Below are 15,195 nucleotides of genomic sequence, written 5' to 3' on the forward strand. Positions count from 1 at the left end.
GCGCCCCTCAGTGGTCACGCCCGCACCCCGCAACGCTAGTCGGCGGCGAACGGTCCCTCGTCGACGAAGCGGCGCAGGTACCGGGCGAAGGTTTCCGCGTCGGCTGACGGCCAGGCGGCGAGCGAGGCCTCGATGACGTCGGCGAGGCGCTGCCGGGTGACGGCCACCAGGTGGGTGCCTTCGCTGGTGAGGGCGAGGAGGGTGGCGCGGCCGTCGGCGGGGTCGGGGCGGCGTTGGAGGAGCCCGGCCTGTTCGAGGCGGTCGGCGCGGCGGGTGACGGTGGTGCGGTCGAGGCCGATCTCGCGGCCGAGGTCGGCGGCACTGCTGGGGCCGATGCGGGCGAGGCCGCTGAGGACGGGGTAGGTGAGGTCGTCGACGGCCTCCCCCAGTCCGTCGGTGAGGCGGGCGTAGAGGCGGGCGCGGGTGTCGCGCCGCAGGAGCAGCCCGAGGGCTTCGGCGATGTCGTGTCCGGTCGAGTGGGTCACCGTCCAAGATTAGCGTGCGCCGCACACGCTTTTGCTGTACTGTCGGTTGCGTGCTTGAGGCACGCATCGACATCGCCCCACGGACCCAGGAGTCACCATGACCCGCACCGACATCCGCGCCGCCCTGACCGACCTGCTCCTCACCCCGGGCCTCGACCTGGACGAGGCCGCCGACCGTCACTTCGACCCCGCGTACCGCCAGCGCACCGACGGCAGCTGGGCCGACCGCACCGAGTTCCTCACCCACATCGCCCACCTGCGCAAGGTCGTCGCCGGCGGCTCCGTCGAGGTGCACGACGAGCTCGTCGACGGCGACCGGTACGCGGACCGGCACACCGTCACGGTGACCAAGACCGACGGCTCCACCGTCCGCATGGAGGTGTACCTGTTCGGCGAGTTCGCCGCCGACGGCCGTTTCCTGCGCATCGAGGAGACCACCCTGATGCTGGAGGGCGCCGAGCACGACCGGAACCTCGGCAGCGCCCGCTGAGCCGCAGCGGCGGTCCGCCCGTCCGTCCGCCCGTCCGCCCCGTGGCGCGCCGTGCCCCCTCGGCCGAGGAGGGGGCACGGCCGGACCCTACGGCTGCCTCGCGTCCGGCTGCCGCGGGTCCGGCAGCCGCACGTCCGCGAGCCGGCCGGCCGGGACGCCGGCCAGCGCGCCCCCGACCGCGTCGCGCCAGATCGGCCCGGCCAGGGTGCCGCCGAAGGCCTGCTCGACCACGTGCCCGGCGATCCGCTGGCCGTCCAGCGGCTTCGGGTCCTCGGTGTCGCTCACCACGGTCGCCGCCGCCATCTCGGGCGTGTAGCCGACGAACCAGACCTGGCGGCTCTCGTTGGTGGTGCCGGTCTTGCCCGCGCTGTCCCGGTCGGTGAGCCCGGCCTGGCTGCCGGTGCCGTCCTGGACCACGCCCTTGAGCATCGCCGTGACGGTGTCCGCGGTGGTCGCCGACATCACCTCGGAGCAGGCGGCCTGCGGCACCGCCAGTTCCTTGCCGTCCGGCCCGGTGACCGAGGCGACGGCGGTCGGCGCGCAGTACGTGCCGTGCGCGGCGAAGGCAGCGTAGGCGCTCGCCATCCCCAGCGGCGTCAGGTCGTTGCTGCCCAGCGTCATCGACGGGACGACCTGCAGCTTCTCTCCGCCGGCCTGCTCGGTGATGCCGAGCTTCGCGGCCATCCGGGAGACCTCGCACAGCCCGGTGTCGGCCTCCAGGTTGGCGAAGTAGGTGTTGACCGACTGGGCCATGGCGGCCGGCATGGCGAATGCCCCGGTGAGGTTCTGGCTGTCGTTGTGCACCTGGCCGGCCGAGGGGAACTTCCCGCCCGCGCAGTCCTTCATCGCCGGCCACGGCATGCTGTAGCCGCTGGTGTAGCTCTGGCTCGGCTGGATGCCCTTCTCCAGCGCGGCCGCCGCGACGATCGGCTTGAACGTCGACCCGGTCGGGAAGCCCAGCCCGCCGCCCATCGCCTTGGTGACGTTCAGGTTGATCTGCGTCTGGTGCTGCTCCGCGCTCACCCCGTACGGCCGGCTCTGGCCCATCGCGAGGATCTTCCCGGTGCCCGGCTGGACGATGCTCATCGCGGTCGCCGGCCGGTCGGCGGCATAGACGTGCCGGGTCACCGAGGCGTCCAGTGCCGCCTGGGCCTTCGGGTCCAGGGTGGTGCGGATCCGCAAGCCCCCGCGCTGCCACAGCGCCTGCCGCTCGGCGGCGGTCCGCCCGAAGGCCGGGTCGGTGAGCACCACCTTGCGCACGTAGTCGCAGAAGAACCCCTCGCCGCGCTGCGCGGTGATGCAACCCTGCTGCGAGGGGTGGACGTTGAGGCCGAGCGGGGTGGCGATCGCCTGCTGCGCCTGCTCCTGGGTGATGTGCCCGTACTCGGCCATCTTGCGCAGGACGGTGTCGCGCCGTTCCTTCGCCGCGGTCTTGTTGACCACCGGGTCGTACCCGCTGGGCGACTGCACCAGGCCGGCCAGCATCGCGGCCTGCGGCAGGGTGAGGTCCTTGGCGTGGACGCCGAAGTAGCGCATCGCGGCCGACTCGACGCCGTACGCCTTCTCGCCGAAGAAGGTGATGTTCAGGTAGTTGGTGAGGATCTGATCCTTGGTCAGCGTCTCCTCGACCTTGATCGCGTACTTCAGCTCCTGCAGCTTGCGCCCGAGGGTCTGGCGCTGCGCCTCCTGCACCTTCTGCGGGTCGTCGCCCGCCGCGTCCACGAACACGTTCTTCACGTACTGCTGGGTCAGCGTGGACGCGCCCTGGACGGTGCCCCCCGAGGTGGCGTTCTTGTCCAGCGCGCGCAGCACGCCCTTGAGGTCGACCGCGCCGTGTTCGAAGAAGCGGTTGTCCTCGATGTCGACCAGCGCGGTCCGCACGTACGGGGACATCGCCTCGGCCGGCACCACGGTCCGGTCGCGGTCGAAGACCGTGGCGATCACCCCGCCCTGCGCGTCGTAGACCGTCGACACCTGCGACAGCGCCGGCTCCTTGAAGTCGTCGGGCAGGCTGTCGAAGTCGTCGACCGCCGACACCGCGCCGAGCCCGACCGCCCCCACCGCCGGCAGCGCGACGCCCGCCACCACCGCTCCCGCCACCACGCTGGCCCCCACCAGCATCACCCCGCTGCGCACCTTCCGTCCGCCCGAACCGGCCACGGCCGCCCCCACTCCCGATGGTCACCATGTCGACCGCGTCGTTCGCGGTCCCGACTGCAACCACGCGTCGGGTACGCCTCCGGGTTTCACCGGGATGTGGGGGCGAATTCTCAGGTCGCCGGGCTGTCCGTCCCCCCGAGCAGGGCCAGTTCGTCCCCGGACAGCCGCAGGGCGCCCGCGGCGATGTTCTCGGCGAGGTGCGCCGGGTCGGCCGTGCCGGGGATCGCCAGGACGTGCGGACCGCGGTGGAGCGTCCAGGCGAGGCGTACCTGGGCCGGCGTCGCACCGTGGGTCCGGGCCACCTCCAGGACCCGCCGGTCGAGTTCCCCCGCGCCGGTGCCCGCCTCGCTGCCGGTATCCGCGGCGGCCTCGCGGCGCCGGCCGGCGATGGCGAAGAACGGCACGAACGCGATGCCGTGCTCCCCGCACAGGTCGACCAGCCCGTTCTCGTCCGAGAGGCGCCACTCCAGGCCGTACACGTTCTGCACGCACACCACCGGCGCGATCGCCCGGGCCTCAGCGAGGTGGTGCGGCCGGACGTTGGACAGGCCCAGGTGCCGGATCAGGCCCGCCTCGCGCAGCTCCGCCAGGGCGCCGAAGTGCTCGGCGATCGAGTCCGTCGCCGGACCGTTGTGCCGCAGGTTCACCACGTCCAGGTGGTCGCGGCCGAGCTGGCGCAGGTTCTCCTCCACCTGCCCGCGCAGCTGGTCGGGGCGGGCGGATCCCAGCCACTCCCCGGACGGGTCGCGTCCCGGGCCGACCTTGGTCGCCACCACCACCTCGCCGCGCCAGGTCGACAGCGCCCGGTTGATCAGCTCGTTCGCCGAGCGCAGCGGCGAGAAGTAGAACGCGGCGGTGTCCACATGGTTGACGCCCTGCTCGAACGCGCTGTGCAGCAGCCGCACGGCGGCCTCGCGGTCGATCGGCGCGGCGTCCGAATTGCCCATCATCCCGTTGCCGGTCAGCCGCATCGCCCCGTAGCCGACCCGGTTGACCTCCAGGTCACCGAGCTTCCACGTCCCCGCCGCCACCACTGCCGCTGTGCTCACTGCACTCCTCGAAACCGTCGACCCGTCAGGTGCCCGAGTATGGGACCGTCGTGTCCTGCCGCGACAGGCCCGGCGGCTGGGTGAAACCTCACACCCGGATCGGGAACGAACCGACGCCGCCCGACCGTTCGACCATGCGAGGAAACACACCGCCGGGGGCCCGTCGGCGACTGCCGGCCCGCCCGATCAGATCGCCCCGCTGCCGGCCGGCACGGCCGTGGCCAGCCCGAGCGCGCGGCGTACCGCCGCGGCATGCGGCTGCCCCGCCAGGTCCGCCGCCAGCGCGGCGGCCAGCGGCCCCTTCACCGCATCGGCCCCGGTGGCCGCCGCCGCGGACTGCCACGCCGTCAGCGCCGCACGGTGCCGGTCCAGCAGCGCGGCGAGCTCGGGACGGGCCGCCTCCGGTACGCTCGCCTGCTCCAGCGCGGCGACGGTGCGCTGCTCGCCGTCGGCCATCCGCCGACTCCAGCCCACCAGGTCGTCCCCGCTCACCAGCCCGCTGCCGGGGTCCAGCGACCCCGCGTCGGCGGCGTCGAACGGTTCCACCGCCGCCAGGTAGGCCCGCTGCTCCGCCGTGAAGCCCGACGGGTCCGTGTGCAGCGACGCGGTGGCCGGCGCCGACCGGGCGTCGTACAGGCACCCGACCGACCGGTCGCCGTGCGCCACACTCTGCATGGTCGGGAAGATCGCCACCGCGCGGACGCCCTTCGGCGCCGCCCAGCGGTCCGGCGCGAAGGCCGCGAAGGAGGGCTGGCAGGCCACGTTCGCCGCGGGTTCTGGATCCACGGCGCCGACGACCCCGGGCACTTCACCATCGACCTCCTGCTCGGCCCGGGCGCGACCCGGCCGCTGGACCTGACCGCCCCGCTCGGCCCGGAGGGCGTCGCCGTGGAGATCGAAGGCCCGGACGGACTGATCGGCGGGGCGCACGGCCTGCCGGTCGCCCTCGACGACTCCATCGAACGCACCGACGACGGCAGGATCCGCATCAGCCCGGAGACCGCCGGCTCCGCCTCGCTGACCCTGCCCGTCCAGGCCCTCTGCCCGGGCTTCGACGGCATGGCGGTCCAGCGGTCCCTCCAAGCGCCGACCGACTCGTCCAACACCATCACCGGCCAGCCCCGCTACACCCTCACCGTCTCCATCAGCGATCCCGCGATCGGCGCACTCCGCCACGCGGTCGGCTCGAACACGACAGGCGACGTCCTGAGCGCCGACAACCGCATCCCGCGCTGACGCCTGACCCCCTGCTCCGCAAGTGCGCTACGCGGTCGCTGTGGCCGCAGGACCGTGGACTTCCAGGAGGACCGCAGTTCCACCCACGGTCCGGTCCTCGTGCATGGCGATCGTCCGGCCGGGCCGGAGGTGACGCCACCGCGAGGGGTCGAGGGGTGCGAGTCGCACCGAGGATCGCTCGCCGGGCCCCAGGAGGGGCGTGAGTTCGACCCAGAGGACTGCGATGTCGAGGGTCGGTTCGCCGGTCGGCGTTCGGTTTCCGATGTTCCACATCGGCCGGAGCATCCCTGCTCCCGAGAAGGGGGTCTGCCGCCGGCTCTCGTTCGCCGGCCGGAGGGTGAGGTCGGCTCGGATGATCCCGTGACGGGCTTCGTAGCAGCGCCAATGGCACCAGGCCGCACTCTTCCTCAGCTGCATGTGCTCGGCCGCTGTGGCGAGGGTCTCCCAGAAGCCGACCGGAAGCGGCTGGACGTCGCCAAGGTCCTCCAGCAGCCCGAGGGCCACCTCCCACTCGTCGTGGATGAGGTAGTCCCAGACGTCGTTGACCGTGAGGTCGTTCTCGGTGGCGGTCTCCTCCGGGACCAGCAAGGAGGCGGCTTCCAACAGCTTGGGGACGTCCATCCCCCGATTCTGCCAGCGCTCTCCCTGCGGGCGGGCGCGGTCAGCTGTTCCAGCTGCGGCTGCACAGGACCAGCCGGTAGCCGTCGGGGTCGGCGACGGTCACGCCGTACTCGTCCCAGTAGGCGTTGTGCGCCGGGACGCGGGTGCCCCCGGCGGCGATCAGCCGGTCCACCAGGGCGTCCTCGACGGGCCCGGCCAGGTAGAGGACGAAGAGGTCGTCCACGGTGGGCGTGGGATCGAGGGGCTTCAGCGGGTCGCGGGTGAACTCGAAGTGCCAGGTGCCGCCGGCCGGCCCGGCCATCAGCAGGTCGTGCTCCCCGGGCACGCTCTCCTCGGTCCGCCAGAGCACGTCGAGCCCGAGCGCCCCGACGTAGAACCGCTCGACCGCGGCCAGGTCCCGCGACGGTCGGGCGATGCGCACCCGCATCCCGGCGGTGACGGCCGGCCCCTGCTGCGACGACTGGTTCATCGGCGATCTCACTCTCCTCGAACGGCGACCGGTCCACCGGCCCGCCGGAACGGACTCTCTCCGGAGGCGACCCTACGGGGCAGCGGATGGTGGCGGTGGGTCAGGTCCGGGAGTCGGTGTTCCAGGGGCGGAGTTTGTCGGGGTTGCGGACGGCCCAGATGTGGGTGATGCGGCCGGCGTCGAGGGCGAAGGCGGCCACGGTGACGGTGCGGCCGGCGTGCTGGGCGATCAGGCCGGGGTGGCCGTTGACGGTGCGTTCGAGGAGGGTGAGGCCGGGGGCCCGGTCGGCGAAGTGGACCAGGTAGCGGGCGATGCGTTCGGCGCCGTCGACCGGGCGGAGGGCCGCGCCGGCCAGGCCGCCGCCGTCGGCGGTCATCCTGGCGTCGGGGTCGAGGAGGTCGACGAGGGCGGCAATGTCGGCGGCCTGCCAGGCCTGCTTGAACTGCCGTACCACCGCGCCCGCCTGTCCGGCCGAGGCAGCCTGCGGGGCCTGGGCGGCGCGGACCCGGCGGCGGGCCGAGGTGGCCAGTTGGCGGCAGGCGGCGGGGGTCCGGCCGACCATGTCGGCGATCTCGGCGAAGGGGTAGCGGAAGACGTCGTGGAGGACGAACGCCACGCGCTCGGCCGGCGTCATCGACTCCAGGACGACGAGGAAGGCCATGGTCACCGACTCTTCCAGGGTGACCCGGTCGGCGGGGTCGGCGGGGCCGGTCCGGTCGCCGCCGAGGGTGGCGCCGGCCCACTCGGACCGGTCGGGCAGCGGTTCGGGGATCCAGCTGCCGACGTAGCGTTCGCGCCGGGCGCGGGCGGACCCGAGCAGGTCGAGGCAGACCCGGGTGGCGACCGTCGTCAGCCAGGCGCCGGGCGCTTCGACGGCGTCGCGCCGCTCCGGCGCCATCGCGTACCAGCGGGTGTAGGTCTCCTGCACGGCGTCCTCGGCCTCGGCGAGCGAACCGAGCAGGCGGTAGCAGAGGTTGATCAGCTGGCGCCGCTCGCCGACGACCGCGCTCAGGGCGGGCTCGGTCCGCCCGCCGTCCTCCGGCGACCCCGATGTGCTGCTCATGCCGCTGCTCCCCCTCCGCTCGACCCTGCGCTCCACCCCTACGACGAAGCAGCGCACCGGATGGTGAGGCGTCCCGCCTCACATTTCACCGGCCCGCGTCGTCGCACCACCGAGACCGTACCGATCCACCGCCGCGCGAGCGTCGCGCGGGGCAGACGAGGGGACCGTGCCATGACCGCACCGATGATCGCGAAGCAGCGCAGCCTGACTTTCCTCCAGGTCGCAGTCGCACTGCAGACCGCGGCCCTGTTCTTCCAGGCGACCACCGCCGGGCTGCTGCTGGTCACGTCCCACGGCGAGATGGTGCACGGCGTCGGGGCGCGGGTGATGTACGGGGCGTCGATGCTGTACGTGCTGGCAGCGGTGCTGGCGTGGCGGCCGGGCGGTGCGGCGCCCAGACCGATCCTGTACGCGACCGGGTCCCTGGTGCTGGCCTCGGTGCAGGTGGTGCTGGGCATCGCGCACGTGCGGGCGGTGCATGTGCCGCTGGGCGTCCTGATGCTCGTCCTGAGTGTGCTGGCGCTCCGGGGCACGGGGCGCCGCGGCGGCCGCCCGTAACCGTCCGCAACCGGCCGGATCTGCTGCGGCGTCGCCGAATCCGGGCCTATCGGATGCAATCCGCCGAAGCCGTCCGGGCGGGTCCGCTACGGTCGAGGTGAGGTGCGGTGCGGGCCGACACCGGCTGGCGGGCTTTCGCCGGGCGGCGCCCCGCGGGATCGGGCAGCAGGATGGTGACATGGTGAGCAGCGCGTTCTTGGCGTTCGGGCAGGATCCGGCGGTGTGGGTGGCCGGGGCGTTCCCGGGACCGCTGGTGCGTGCGCTGGAGGGGCGCGGCGGTCTGCCGCGGGCGGTCCGCGAGGAGATCGCGCGGCAGTTGGCGGAGGACGTGGGTCCGAGCGTGCTGCGGGAGCGGATCGAGCGGCGCTGGTACGAGCGGTTCGCGCATGTGCCGCCGGGTGAGCTGGCGGACCGGGCGGACGAGGTGGCGATGCAATTGGTGGCCGCCTCGGAGTGCCCGCTGGGGTGCGAGGACGGCTGGCTGCTGGCGGAGTCGCGGGTGTGCGCGTGGTGCCGGCCGAACGGCACGGTGGTCGACGTCCGGCCCGAGGACCTGGAGGGCGGCCGCCGGCTGTCGTCGGACGAGCACGTGGCCCGGGCCGAGGAGGTCCGGGCGCTGATGCGCCACTCGCGCCGCTACCCGAAGCCGCGCTGACGAGAGCCCGGTTCTCCGGCGAGGTGCTGCGCGTGCGGCGAAACTCGGTGGCGGCGCGGGCGGGCACCGACCACCATGCACCGCATGAACGTGAACGATCGACCCGAGCGCTGGACCGAGGCAACCGTCCACCCCGACATGTGGGCCGACCCCGATCGCGACCCGCGCAACAGCGAGGGCCCGAGCCCGGAGGGCGAACTAGCCACCCTCCGTGACTTCCTGACGAACTACCGGCTGACCCTCCGGATGAAGTGCGAGGGCCTGGACGCGGAGCAGCTGGCACGCCGCTCGGTGCCGCCCTCGACGATGTCACTGCTCGGTCTGGTCCGGCACCTCGCCGAGGTGGAGCGGGACTGGCGCAACTGGATCACCGACGGCGAGCCGCTGCCCAAGCTGTACGGCAAGCGCGACGCGGACTTCGACGGCGCCGTCGGCGACCCGGCCCTGGTGGACGCGGCGTTCGCCGATCTGGAGCGGGAGCAGGCGGCGACCGACGCCGAACTCGCCCGCCACGGCGACCCGGGCGCCCGGGTGGGGCGGGAGCGGATCGCGGTCCGGGAGCTGCTGGTGCACCGGGTCGACGAGTACGCCCGGCACTGCGGGCACGCCGACCTGCTGCGCGAGTGCGTGGACGGGCGGGTGGGCCAGTAGGCGGCGGTTCAGGCGGCGGTCCGGAGCGGCCGGGAAACCTCCCGGAAAAGTTTCTGTAATTTTCAGCAAGATCTTGCCCTGGCGAGAGGGCGTTGCTAGCTTCTGCGCACCCGGCGGTTCCGGCCGGGCCCCCACCCTCTCGACTGGAGCCACGCGTGCGAAGACACCTCGCACTCCTCGCCGGAGCGATCTGCCTGTCACTCGGCCTGTCCGCCTGCGGCTCGACGGGCGCCTCCCCGCACGCCGCGGCCGGCTCGAACCGGACGCTGGTGATCTGGGCCGACCAGAAGCGGGCCGACGTCCTGCGCCCGTTCGCCGAGGCGTTCGCCGCCAAGAAGGGCGCGCGGGCGGAGGTCGTCGCGATCGCCGAGAACCAGCAGGAGGAGTTCGTCAAGGCGTCCCAGGAGGGGCGGGGCCCGGACGTCATGGTCGGCGCCCACGACTGGATCGGCAACCTCGTACAGAACGAGCTGATCGACCCCATCGAGGTGCTCGACAACCGGATGGGCGACTACGTCGACGTCGCCCGCCGGGCCGTCACGTACCAGGGCAAGTTCTACGCGATCCCGTACGCAGTCGAGAGCCTGGTGCTGTTCCGCAACACCGCGCTCGCGCCCGACGCCCCGCGCTCCTTCGACGAGCTCGTCGCCACCGGCGAGTCGCTGCGCAAGGCGGGGAAGGTCTCGCAGGCGGTCGGCTACACCGTCAGTTCCCCGGACGGGCAGTCCGGCGACACGTACCACATGTACCCGCTGTTCAGCTCCGGCGGCGGCTACCTGTTCGGCACCGACTCGCAGGGCGACTCCGACCCGTCCGACATGGGTGTGGGCACGCCCGCGTCGGTCGCGGCGTTCGAGAAGATCGCGGCGCTCGGCGAGAAGGGCTCCGGCGTCCTGCGCAACAGCTACAACTCCGACAACTCGGCGGCCGCCTTCACCTCCGGCAAAACGCCGTTCCTGGTCTCGGGTCCGTGGCGGCTCGCCGACGTCCGGTCCGCCGGGATGAACTACGCGATCTCCCCGGTCCCGGGCTTCGCCGGCAAGGAGCCCGCGCGCTCGTTCGTCGGTGTCCAGTCCTTCTTCGTCTCCAGCAAGGGCAAGAACAAGGACCTCGGCCAGCAGTTCGTCCTCTCCACCCTCGGCAACCTCGACCTCGCCGACGCCCTCTTCAAGGCGGAACCGCGGATGCCCGCCCTCAAGGACGCCCTCGACCACGCCCGCCAGACCGACCCCGACGTCACCGCCTTCGAGCAGGCCGCCAAGAACGGCGTCCCGCTGCCCTCGATCCCGCAGATGTCCGCCATCTGGGGCCCGTTCAACACCCTGATCCACCAGACCATCAAGGGCGACCCCGTCCCACCCGCGGTCGCCGCGGCCGGCAAGGCCATCAAGGACCAGCTCGGCCACTGAAAGCCCGCGGCCCCGCCCCCGCCCCACCTCCCCGCGGGCGGGGCCGCGCCCCGAGCCGACGGATCGTCACCGCTCGTCACCGCACGCCCCTGGCGGTCGCGGCCGCGCACCTGCTATCACCGTCGGATGGTCCACTTCACCGACCTCAGCCCGTACGGCGACGGCCCCGAACTGGTCGCGACCGCGCACGGGTACCTCAGGTTCACCCCTGGCTACGTCCGGCTCTGCGTGGGCTGGCTCGGCTCCACCTGCAGTGCGGGGCCGGTGGACCGGGCGTTCGCCGACGCGCTGCACGAGGTTGTCACCCACGCGGCCCGCTTCAACGCGACCCGCGGCTTCCACCGCTGCCGGCTGTGTCCGCAGTCGGCCGTTCCGGACGTCCCGGCCGGCACCATGGGAACACCGGCCGACATCCGTGCCAACGCGGAGATCCGGGTCCCCGGGCGCGCGGACACCGTGTTCGCCGCCCCGACGACGATCTGGCACTACGTCACGGCCCACGGCTACGTCCCGCCGGCCGAGTTCCAGGCCGCCGTCCTCGCTCTCGTCGCCTCCGGCGGCCACCACGGCACACCCGACTGGATCGCCGCCTGGATCGGCGCCGACGCGTACCGCTTCCCCGGCTGACCTCCCGCTGCCGCCGGCGGGGCCGGCCCCTCCCGGGACCGGCCCCGCCGAGTGCTACGCGTCCGCCGGGGCGGCGAGGTAGGCCCAGGCGGTGCCGCCGGAGCGGAGCCGGACACTGGTGCGCGCGTAGTCATCGACCTCGTAGTCGTCGGCGGAGGCGAGTTCCTCGTCGGTGATCTCGAAGACCGAGCCTTCGACGGCGTCGTCCGGGTCCGTCGAGGGGGTCACGAGGGGGTGGCGGTCGGAGCCGCTGGCGGCGATCACCTCGGGGTCGGCGATCCGGACGTAGCCGAGGCGGTAGCCGAGCAGGGCGTCGGCCCGACCGTCGAGGAGCCGCCCGAACCGGGCGAGCTGGACCTCCGGCAGTTGCAGGGTGCCGTACGAGAACAGCCGGTGGGTGGGAAGGGAGGACATGCGGACCTTTCCGGTCGGGCGCGCCGAGGCGGCGCGATGGGTCGCGATGGGTCGAGGTGCCGTAGCAGCTACGGCCACAGCAGTTGCTTGTGCCAGCCGTCCGCCGTCGGCCGGTAGGCGAGGCGGAGGTGCCGGCGTTGCCGGTCGCCCTGCCAGAACTCCACCGAGTCCGGTCGCAGCGTGTACAGCGTCCAGGTCGGGGACACGAGTTCGGGCTCGCGCTCCAGCCGGGCGAGGGAGGCGGCCACCGCGGCGTCCCGCTCGTCGAGGTCGGCCAGCGGCTGCGACTGGCGGCCGAGCAGGGACTCGGCGCGGGCGCCGGTGCCCCGGGCGAGGAAGTCTGCGGTGCACGCCTCCGGCGGTTCCGGGGCGACCGGTCCCCGGATACGCACCTGACGCGCGAGCGCCGCCCAGTAGAAGGTCAGTGCCGCGTACGGACGGGCCGTCAGGTCGCGGCCCTTGGGGCTCGCGGCGTCGGAGGCGAACTGCCAGCCGCGGTCGCCGACGTCCTTGAGGATCAGTACGCGCGCCGCCGGGCGGCCTTCGGCGTCCACCGTCGCCAGCGTGGTCGCGTGTGGCTCCCGCACCCCGGACCTCAGCGCGTGGTGGAGCCACTGCGTGAACAGCTCGACCGGATCGTCCGGCGTCAGTACGGGGTCGAAATCGGGCAGTTCCCCCGCGAAGACCTCGATTTCGCGCAGCAGTTGACGCAGCTCACCCACCCGGCCACCGTCCCCTCCGCCGACCTGCCGCCCACCCTATCGACGTCGGCCCGCGGCAGCGGAGGGGGGTTCCGGCGGCGGACGTGGCGGTTCAGCGGGGCCGGAGGCCGTCGAGGACGACGGTGAGGATCCGTTCGCGGGCAGCGGGGTCGGCGCCGAGTTGTTCCAGGGCGGAGTTGGCGCCCACCAGGAGGGCGATCAGTTCGGGCAGGTCGAGGTCGGGCCGGACGGCTCCGGCGTCCTGGGCGCCGGCGAGGAGCTCGCCCAGGTGGGCCCGGATGGCGGCGGACGTCTCCCGGAGGGCCGCGTGAGGATTCCGGCCGGCAGCGGCGAGCGCGCGGGTGAACGCGTCCTTGCCGGCGGACCGGTCGACCACCAGGCGGAAGGCGTCGAAGAAGGCGTCGGCGGGTTCACCGGCGGCGGCGAGGCGGGCGGTCCCGGCGGCGATGGACTCGAGTCGCCGGACCATCACCGCCTCCAACAGTGCCTCCTTGGTGGGGAAGTGACGGAAGAGGGTGCCGACACCGACACCGGCGGCCCGGGCGATGTCCTCGGTGGGCGCGTCGACGCCGCGGGTGGTGAACACCTCGGTGGCGACCTCGAGCAGCCGGGCCCGGTTGCGGGCCGCGTCGGCTCGCAGGGGACGCTCCTGGGTACCGCCGGTTCCGCTCACTGGCCGTCAACTCCTCTCCTTCCAGGGTGAATCCTCCCCCTGGACAACCGGACTGGACACTCCGTATCGTCGGACCCGGATCGAACCGGAGTCGCCGGTCCGATTCTACCGACGGACGACGCCAGGAGGCCGATCATGTCCGGAACGCCCACCCCGCGCGAGGTCTTCCACCGGCTGCTCGACGGCATCACCGCCGGGCGGTTCTCCGACCTCGGCGCCCTGTACGCCGAGGACGCCGTCGTGGAAACCGTCTTCGAACCGGTCGGACCCCGCCGGTTCGAGGGCCGGGCCGTGCTCGAGGAACGGTTCGCCGCGGTCGCCGAGCGCTCGCCACTGGCCCTGACCGCCGCCAACGTGGTCGTCCGGGAGACCGACGACCCGGAGGTGGTCGTGGCCGAGTGGGACTACCGGGTGCACCACCGCACCACCGGGCGGAGCTTCGGCTGCGCCAACATCCAGGTCCTGCGGGTCCGCGACGGACTGATCGTCAGCAGTCGGGACTTCCACGACCACCTGGCCCTCGCCGTCGGCGGCGGCGCCCTGCCGCAGCTGGTGGCCGCGCTGGGCAACGACGACCGGTGAGGCACCCGGCCGGTGGCGGCGGGTTCGCCCATGAGCGTGCCGTACGACCGGCCGCTCGGCGCGGCGAAGAAGGCGCACCACCGTGACCGTCCGCTTGCACGAGCCCGACCGTGACCTCGGTGCACCTGCGGGCCACCCGGCTGCCCTCCGGCTGGTCGCCGCTGGAACTGGTCAACCACCTCGCGCACATGGAGCGGCGCCGGCTGCGCTGGGGCTTCCTGGCGGAGCAACTGCCGGACCCGCTCGGCGAGCAGACCCGGGCCATCGTCGCCGCGCCAGACCTCTCCGACGTCAGCGCGGTCGGCGGCCGGTTCGCGCCGGACGATCCGAAGCCGCGGCCCACGCTCGCCTGGATCCTGATGCACGTCCTCCAGGAGTACGCGCGGCACGCCGGACACCTCGACGCCGTCCGGGAACTGATCGACGGCACCACCGGGGAGTAGCGCCACACTCCACCGCGCCGGCCGCTACGGCTGTCCGCGCAGGTCGGCGAGCATGGTCAGGGCGGCCTCGCCCTCGCGCGGGTCGTGGACGCGGAAGCCCTCGCGCCGGTACAGCCGGGCGGCGGGGTTGTCGCGTTCGACGCTGAGGGACACCCGCTCGACGCCGGCCGCGCGGGCTTCCGCCAGCAGGCGGCGGATCAGCAGCGTGCCCACGCCCCGGCCGCGATGCGCCGCGTCGATCCCGATGCTCAACTCGGGCACGCCGCGGCCGATGAAGCCGTAGCCCGGATCGTCCTCACTGAAGTGGCGCAGCCAGGCGGCGCCGACCGGCACCGGCAGCCACCGGTTCTCCTCGTGGGTTGCCACGGCGACGACGCCCAGGTCCCCGTCGCGGGGCCAGCCGTCGACGTAGTGCGCGTTGTGCGGGTCGGCCAGCACGGCCTCGCGCGGCATGTCCCGCCCGGGTGGCCAGTTGACGGCGGCGACGAGCATGTCATGGAGCAGCTCGATGTCGGTGGCGAGCGCGAGCCGCGTGCGGATGTCGGGCGGTCCGCCGTCCGGATCGCTCGTCAGTTCCCGGCCGTGGAACCTCCAGATCCGGACGTTGCCGTTCTCCTGCTCCCTCACGAACAGTTGCACGCACTCCGGTCGCCGCCAGGGCATCCGCCCGACCTGGGCGACCAGCCCGGGCAGGTCCGCGTGGTCGATCACCCCGGCGTACACCTCGTCCTCCGGGCGCATTCCGCCACGCCATGGGGCCGCCACCCGCAGCCGTCGGCTCAACTCCTCGGCGGCGGCGCGGTCGTCCGGGTCGAGGGAGATCATGACGTCGACGACGTGGCTCATACCGGCATTCAACCGCCGATCGCGGGCCCGCGGCCACCGAGT

At 73.2% G+C, this 15,195-nt stretch carries 19 protein-coding genes and 1 pseudogene; 9 read left to right on the forward strand and 11 right to left on the reverse strand.

What is annotated here, in order from left to right; genetic code table 11:
• Positions 1-35: 35 nt before the first annotated feature.
• Positions 36-485, reverse strand: a complete 450-nt coding sequence (locus FHR36_RS21145; protein ID WP_253799728.1) for a MarR family winged helix-turn-helix transcriptional regulator — start codon at positions 483-485, stop codon at positions 36-38.
• Between the two features lie 97 nt (positions 486-582).
• Between FHR36_RS21145 and FHR36_RS21150 the strand changes: the two genes are divergently transcribed.
• On the forward strand, positions 583-975 hold the full coding sequence (locus FHR36_RS21150) for a nuclear transport factor 2 family protein (RefSeq protein ID WP_253799729.1): 393 nt from the start codon (positions 583-585) through the stop codon (positions 973-975).
• A gap of 87 nt (positions 976-1,062) precedes the next feature.
• Here FHR36_RS21150 and FHR36_RS21155 read toward each other — a convergent pair whose 3' ends face one another.
• From FHR36_RS21155 to FHR36_RS21165, 3 genes are all read right to left on the reverse strand, one after another.
• Entirely contained in the window at positions 1,063-3,096 is a 2,034-nt protein-coding gene (locus FHR36_RS21155; protein ID WP_253800637.1) for a transglycosylase domain-containing protein, read from the reverse strand.
• Positions 3,097-3,245: 149 nt separating this feature from the next.
• A complete protein-coding gene (locus FHR36_RS21160) occupies positions 3,246-4,184 on the reverse strand; it encodes an aldo/keto reductase (protein ID WP_253799730.1) in 939 nt (312 codons plus the stop codon).
• A gap of 186 nt (positions 4,185-4,370) precedes the next feature.
• On the reverse strand, positions 4,371-4,970 hold the full coding sequence (locus FHR36_RS21165; protein ID WP_253799731.1) for a hypothetical protein: 600 nt from the start codon (positions 4,968-4,970) through the stop codon (positions 4,371-4,373).
• 102 nt (positions 4,971-5,072) lie between these two features.
• On the opposite strand from FHR36_RS21165, the gene FHR36_RS21170 reads away from it, so the two are divergent.
• Complete coding sequence (locus tag FHR36_RS21170) at positions 5,073-5,420, forward strand: hypothetical protein (protein ID WP_253799732.1); 348 nt, start codon at positions 5,073-5,075, stop codon at positions 5,418-5,420.
• Between the two features lie 27 nt (positions 5,421-5,447).
• Here the strand turns inward: FHR36_RS21170 and FHR36_RS21175 are convergent, their stop codons facing one another.
• The 3 genes from FHR36_RS21175 to sigJ all read right to left on the reverse strand — a co-directional run bounded on the left by FHR36_RS21175 (position 5,448) and on the right by sigJ (position 7,573).
• Complete coding sequence (locus FHR36_RS21175; RefSeq protein ID WP_253799733.1) at positions 5,448-6,041, reverse strand: hypothetical protein; 594 nt, start codon at positions 6,039-6,041, stop codon at positions 5,448-5,450.
• A gap of 40 nt (positions 6,042-6,081) precedes the next feature.
• Complete coding sequence (locus FHR36_RS21180) at positions 6,082-6,510, reverse strand: VOC family protein (protein WP_253799734.1); 429 nt, start codon at positions 6,508-6,510, stop codon at positions 6,082-6,084.
• Positions 6,511-6,610: 100 nt separating this feature from the next.
• Positions 6,611-7,573, reverse strand: coding sequence for an RNA polymerase sigma factor SigJ (gene sigJ / locus FHR36_RS21185; RefSeq protein ID WP_253799735.1), 963 nt, complete (start codon positions 7,571-7,573; stop codon positions 6,611-6,613).
• 171 nt (positions 7,574-7,744) lie between these two features.
• On the opposite strand from sigJ, the gene FHR36_RS21190 reads away from it, so the two are divergent.
• The 5 genes from FHR36_RS21190 to FHR36_RS21210 all read left to right on the forward strand — a co-directional run bounded on the left by FHR36_RS21190 (position 7,745) and on the right by FHR36_RS21210 (position 11,473).
• Positions 7,745-8,131: a hypothetical protein gene (locus FHR36_RS21190; protein ID WP_253799736.1), complete on the forward strand. Its 387-nt coding sequence runs from the start codon at positions 7,745-7,747 to the stop codon at positions 8,129-8,131.
• A gap of 178 nt (positions 8,132-8,309) precedes the next feature.
• Entirely contained in the window at positions 8,310-8,786 is a 477-nt protein-coding gene (locus FHR36_RS21195; RefSeq protein ID WP_253799737.1) for a hypothetical protein, read from the forward strand.
• A gap of 84 nt (positions 8,787-8,870) precedes the next feature.
• Complete coding sequence (locus FHR36_RS21200; protein WP_380231049.1) at positions 8,871-9,437, forward strand: DinB family protein; 567 nt, start codon at positions 8,871-8,873, stop codon at positions 9,435-9,437.
• Positions 9,438-9,592: 155 nt separating this feature from the next.
• Positions 9,593-10,846, forward strand: coding sequence for a sugar ABC transporter substrate-binding protein (locus FHR36_RS21205; RefSeq protein ID WP_253799738.1), 1,254 nt, complete (start codon positions 9,593-9,595; stop codon positions 10,844-10,846).
• A 126-nt stretch (positions 10,847-10,972) separates the two neighbouring features.
• Positions 10,973-11,473 carry a DUF7919 family protein gene (locus FHR36_RS21210; RefSeq protein ID WP_253799739.1) on the forward strand — a complete coding sequence of 167 codons (501 nt, stop codon included), beginning with the start codon at positions 10,973-10,975 and terminating at the stop codon, positions 11,471-11,473.
• Positions 11,474-11,527: 54 nt separating this feature from the next.
• Here FHR36_RS21210 and FHR36_RS21215 read toward each other — a convergent pair whose 3' ends face one another.
• The 3 genes from FHR36_RS21215 to FHR36_RS21225 all read right to left on the reverse strand — a co-directional run bounded on the left by FHR36_RS21215 (position 11,528) and on the right by FHR36_RS21225 (position 13,282).
• The gene (locus tag FHR36_RS21215) at positions 11,528-11,887 is read right to left on the reverse strand and encodes a gamma-glutamylcyclotransferase family protein (RefSeq protein WP_253799740.1); all 360 of its coding nucleotides are present in this window, start codon (positions 11,885-11,887) and stop codon (positions 11,528-11,530) included.
• 68 nt (positions 11,888-11,955) lie between these two features.
• Entirely contained in the window at positions 11,956-12,609 is a 654-nt protein-coding gene (locus FHR36_RS21220) for a pyridoxine/pyridoxamine 5'-phosphate oxidase (RefSeq protein WP_253799741.1), read from the reverse strand.
• Positions 12,610-12,700: 91 nt separating this feature from the next.
• The gene (locus tag FHR36_RS21225; RefSeq protein ID WP_253799742.1) at positions 12,701-13,282 is read right to left on the reverse strand and encodes a TetR/AcrR family transcriptional regulator; all 582 of its coding nucleotides are present in this window, start codon (positions 13,280-13,282) and stop codon (positions 12,701-12,703) included.
• Between the two features lie 135 nt (positions 13,283-13,417).
• Between FHR36_RS21225 and FHR36_RS21230 the strand changes: the two genes are divergently transcribed.
• Together FHR36_RS21230 and FHR36_RS21235 are read left to right on the forward strand one after the other, a co-directional pair.
• On the forward strand, positions 13,418-13,864 hold the full coding sequence (locus tag FHR36_RS21230) for a nuclear transport factor 2 family protein (RefSeq protein WP_253799743.1): 447 nt from the start codon (positions 13,418-13,420) through the stop codon (positions 13,862-13,864).
• 125 nt (positions 13,865-13,989) lie between these two features.
• Positions 13,990-14,307: pseudogene (locus FHR36_RS21235) on the forward strand (mycothiol transferase); the annotation flags it as partial.
• Positions 14,308-14,331: 24 nt separating this feature from the next.
• On the opposite strand, the gene FHR36_RS21240 reads toward FHR36_RS21235, so the two are convergent.
• Positions 14,332-15,153, reverse strand: a complete 822-nt coding sequence (locus FHR36_RS21240; RefSeq protein ID WP_253799745.1) for a GNAT family N-acetyltransferase — start codon at positions 15,151-15,153, stop codon at positions 14,332-14,334.
• Positions 15,154-15,195: the final 42 nt, after the last annotated feature.

Source organism: Kitasatospora cinereorecta (genome assembly GCF_024172095.1).
Classification (GTDB): Bacteria; Actinomycetota; Actinomycetes; order Streptomycetales; family Streptomycetaceae; genus Kitasatospora; species Kitasatospora cinereorecta.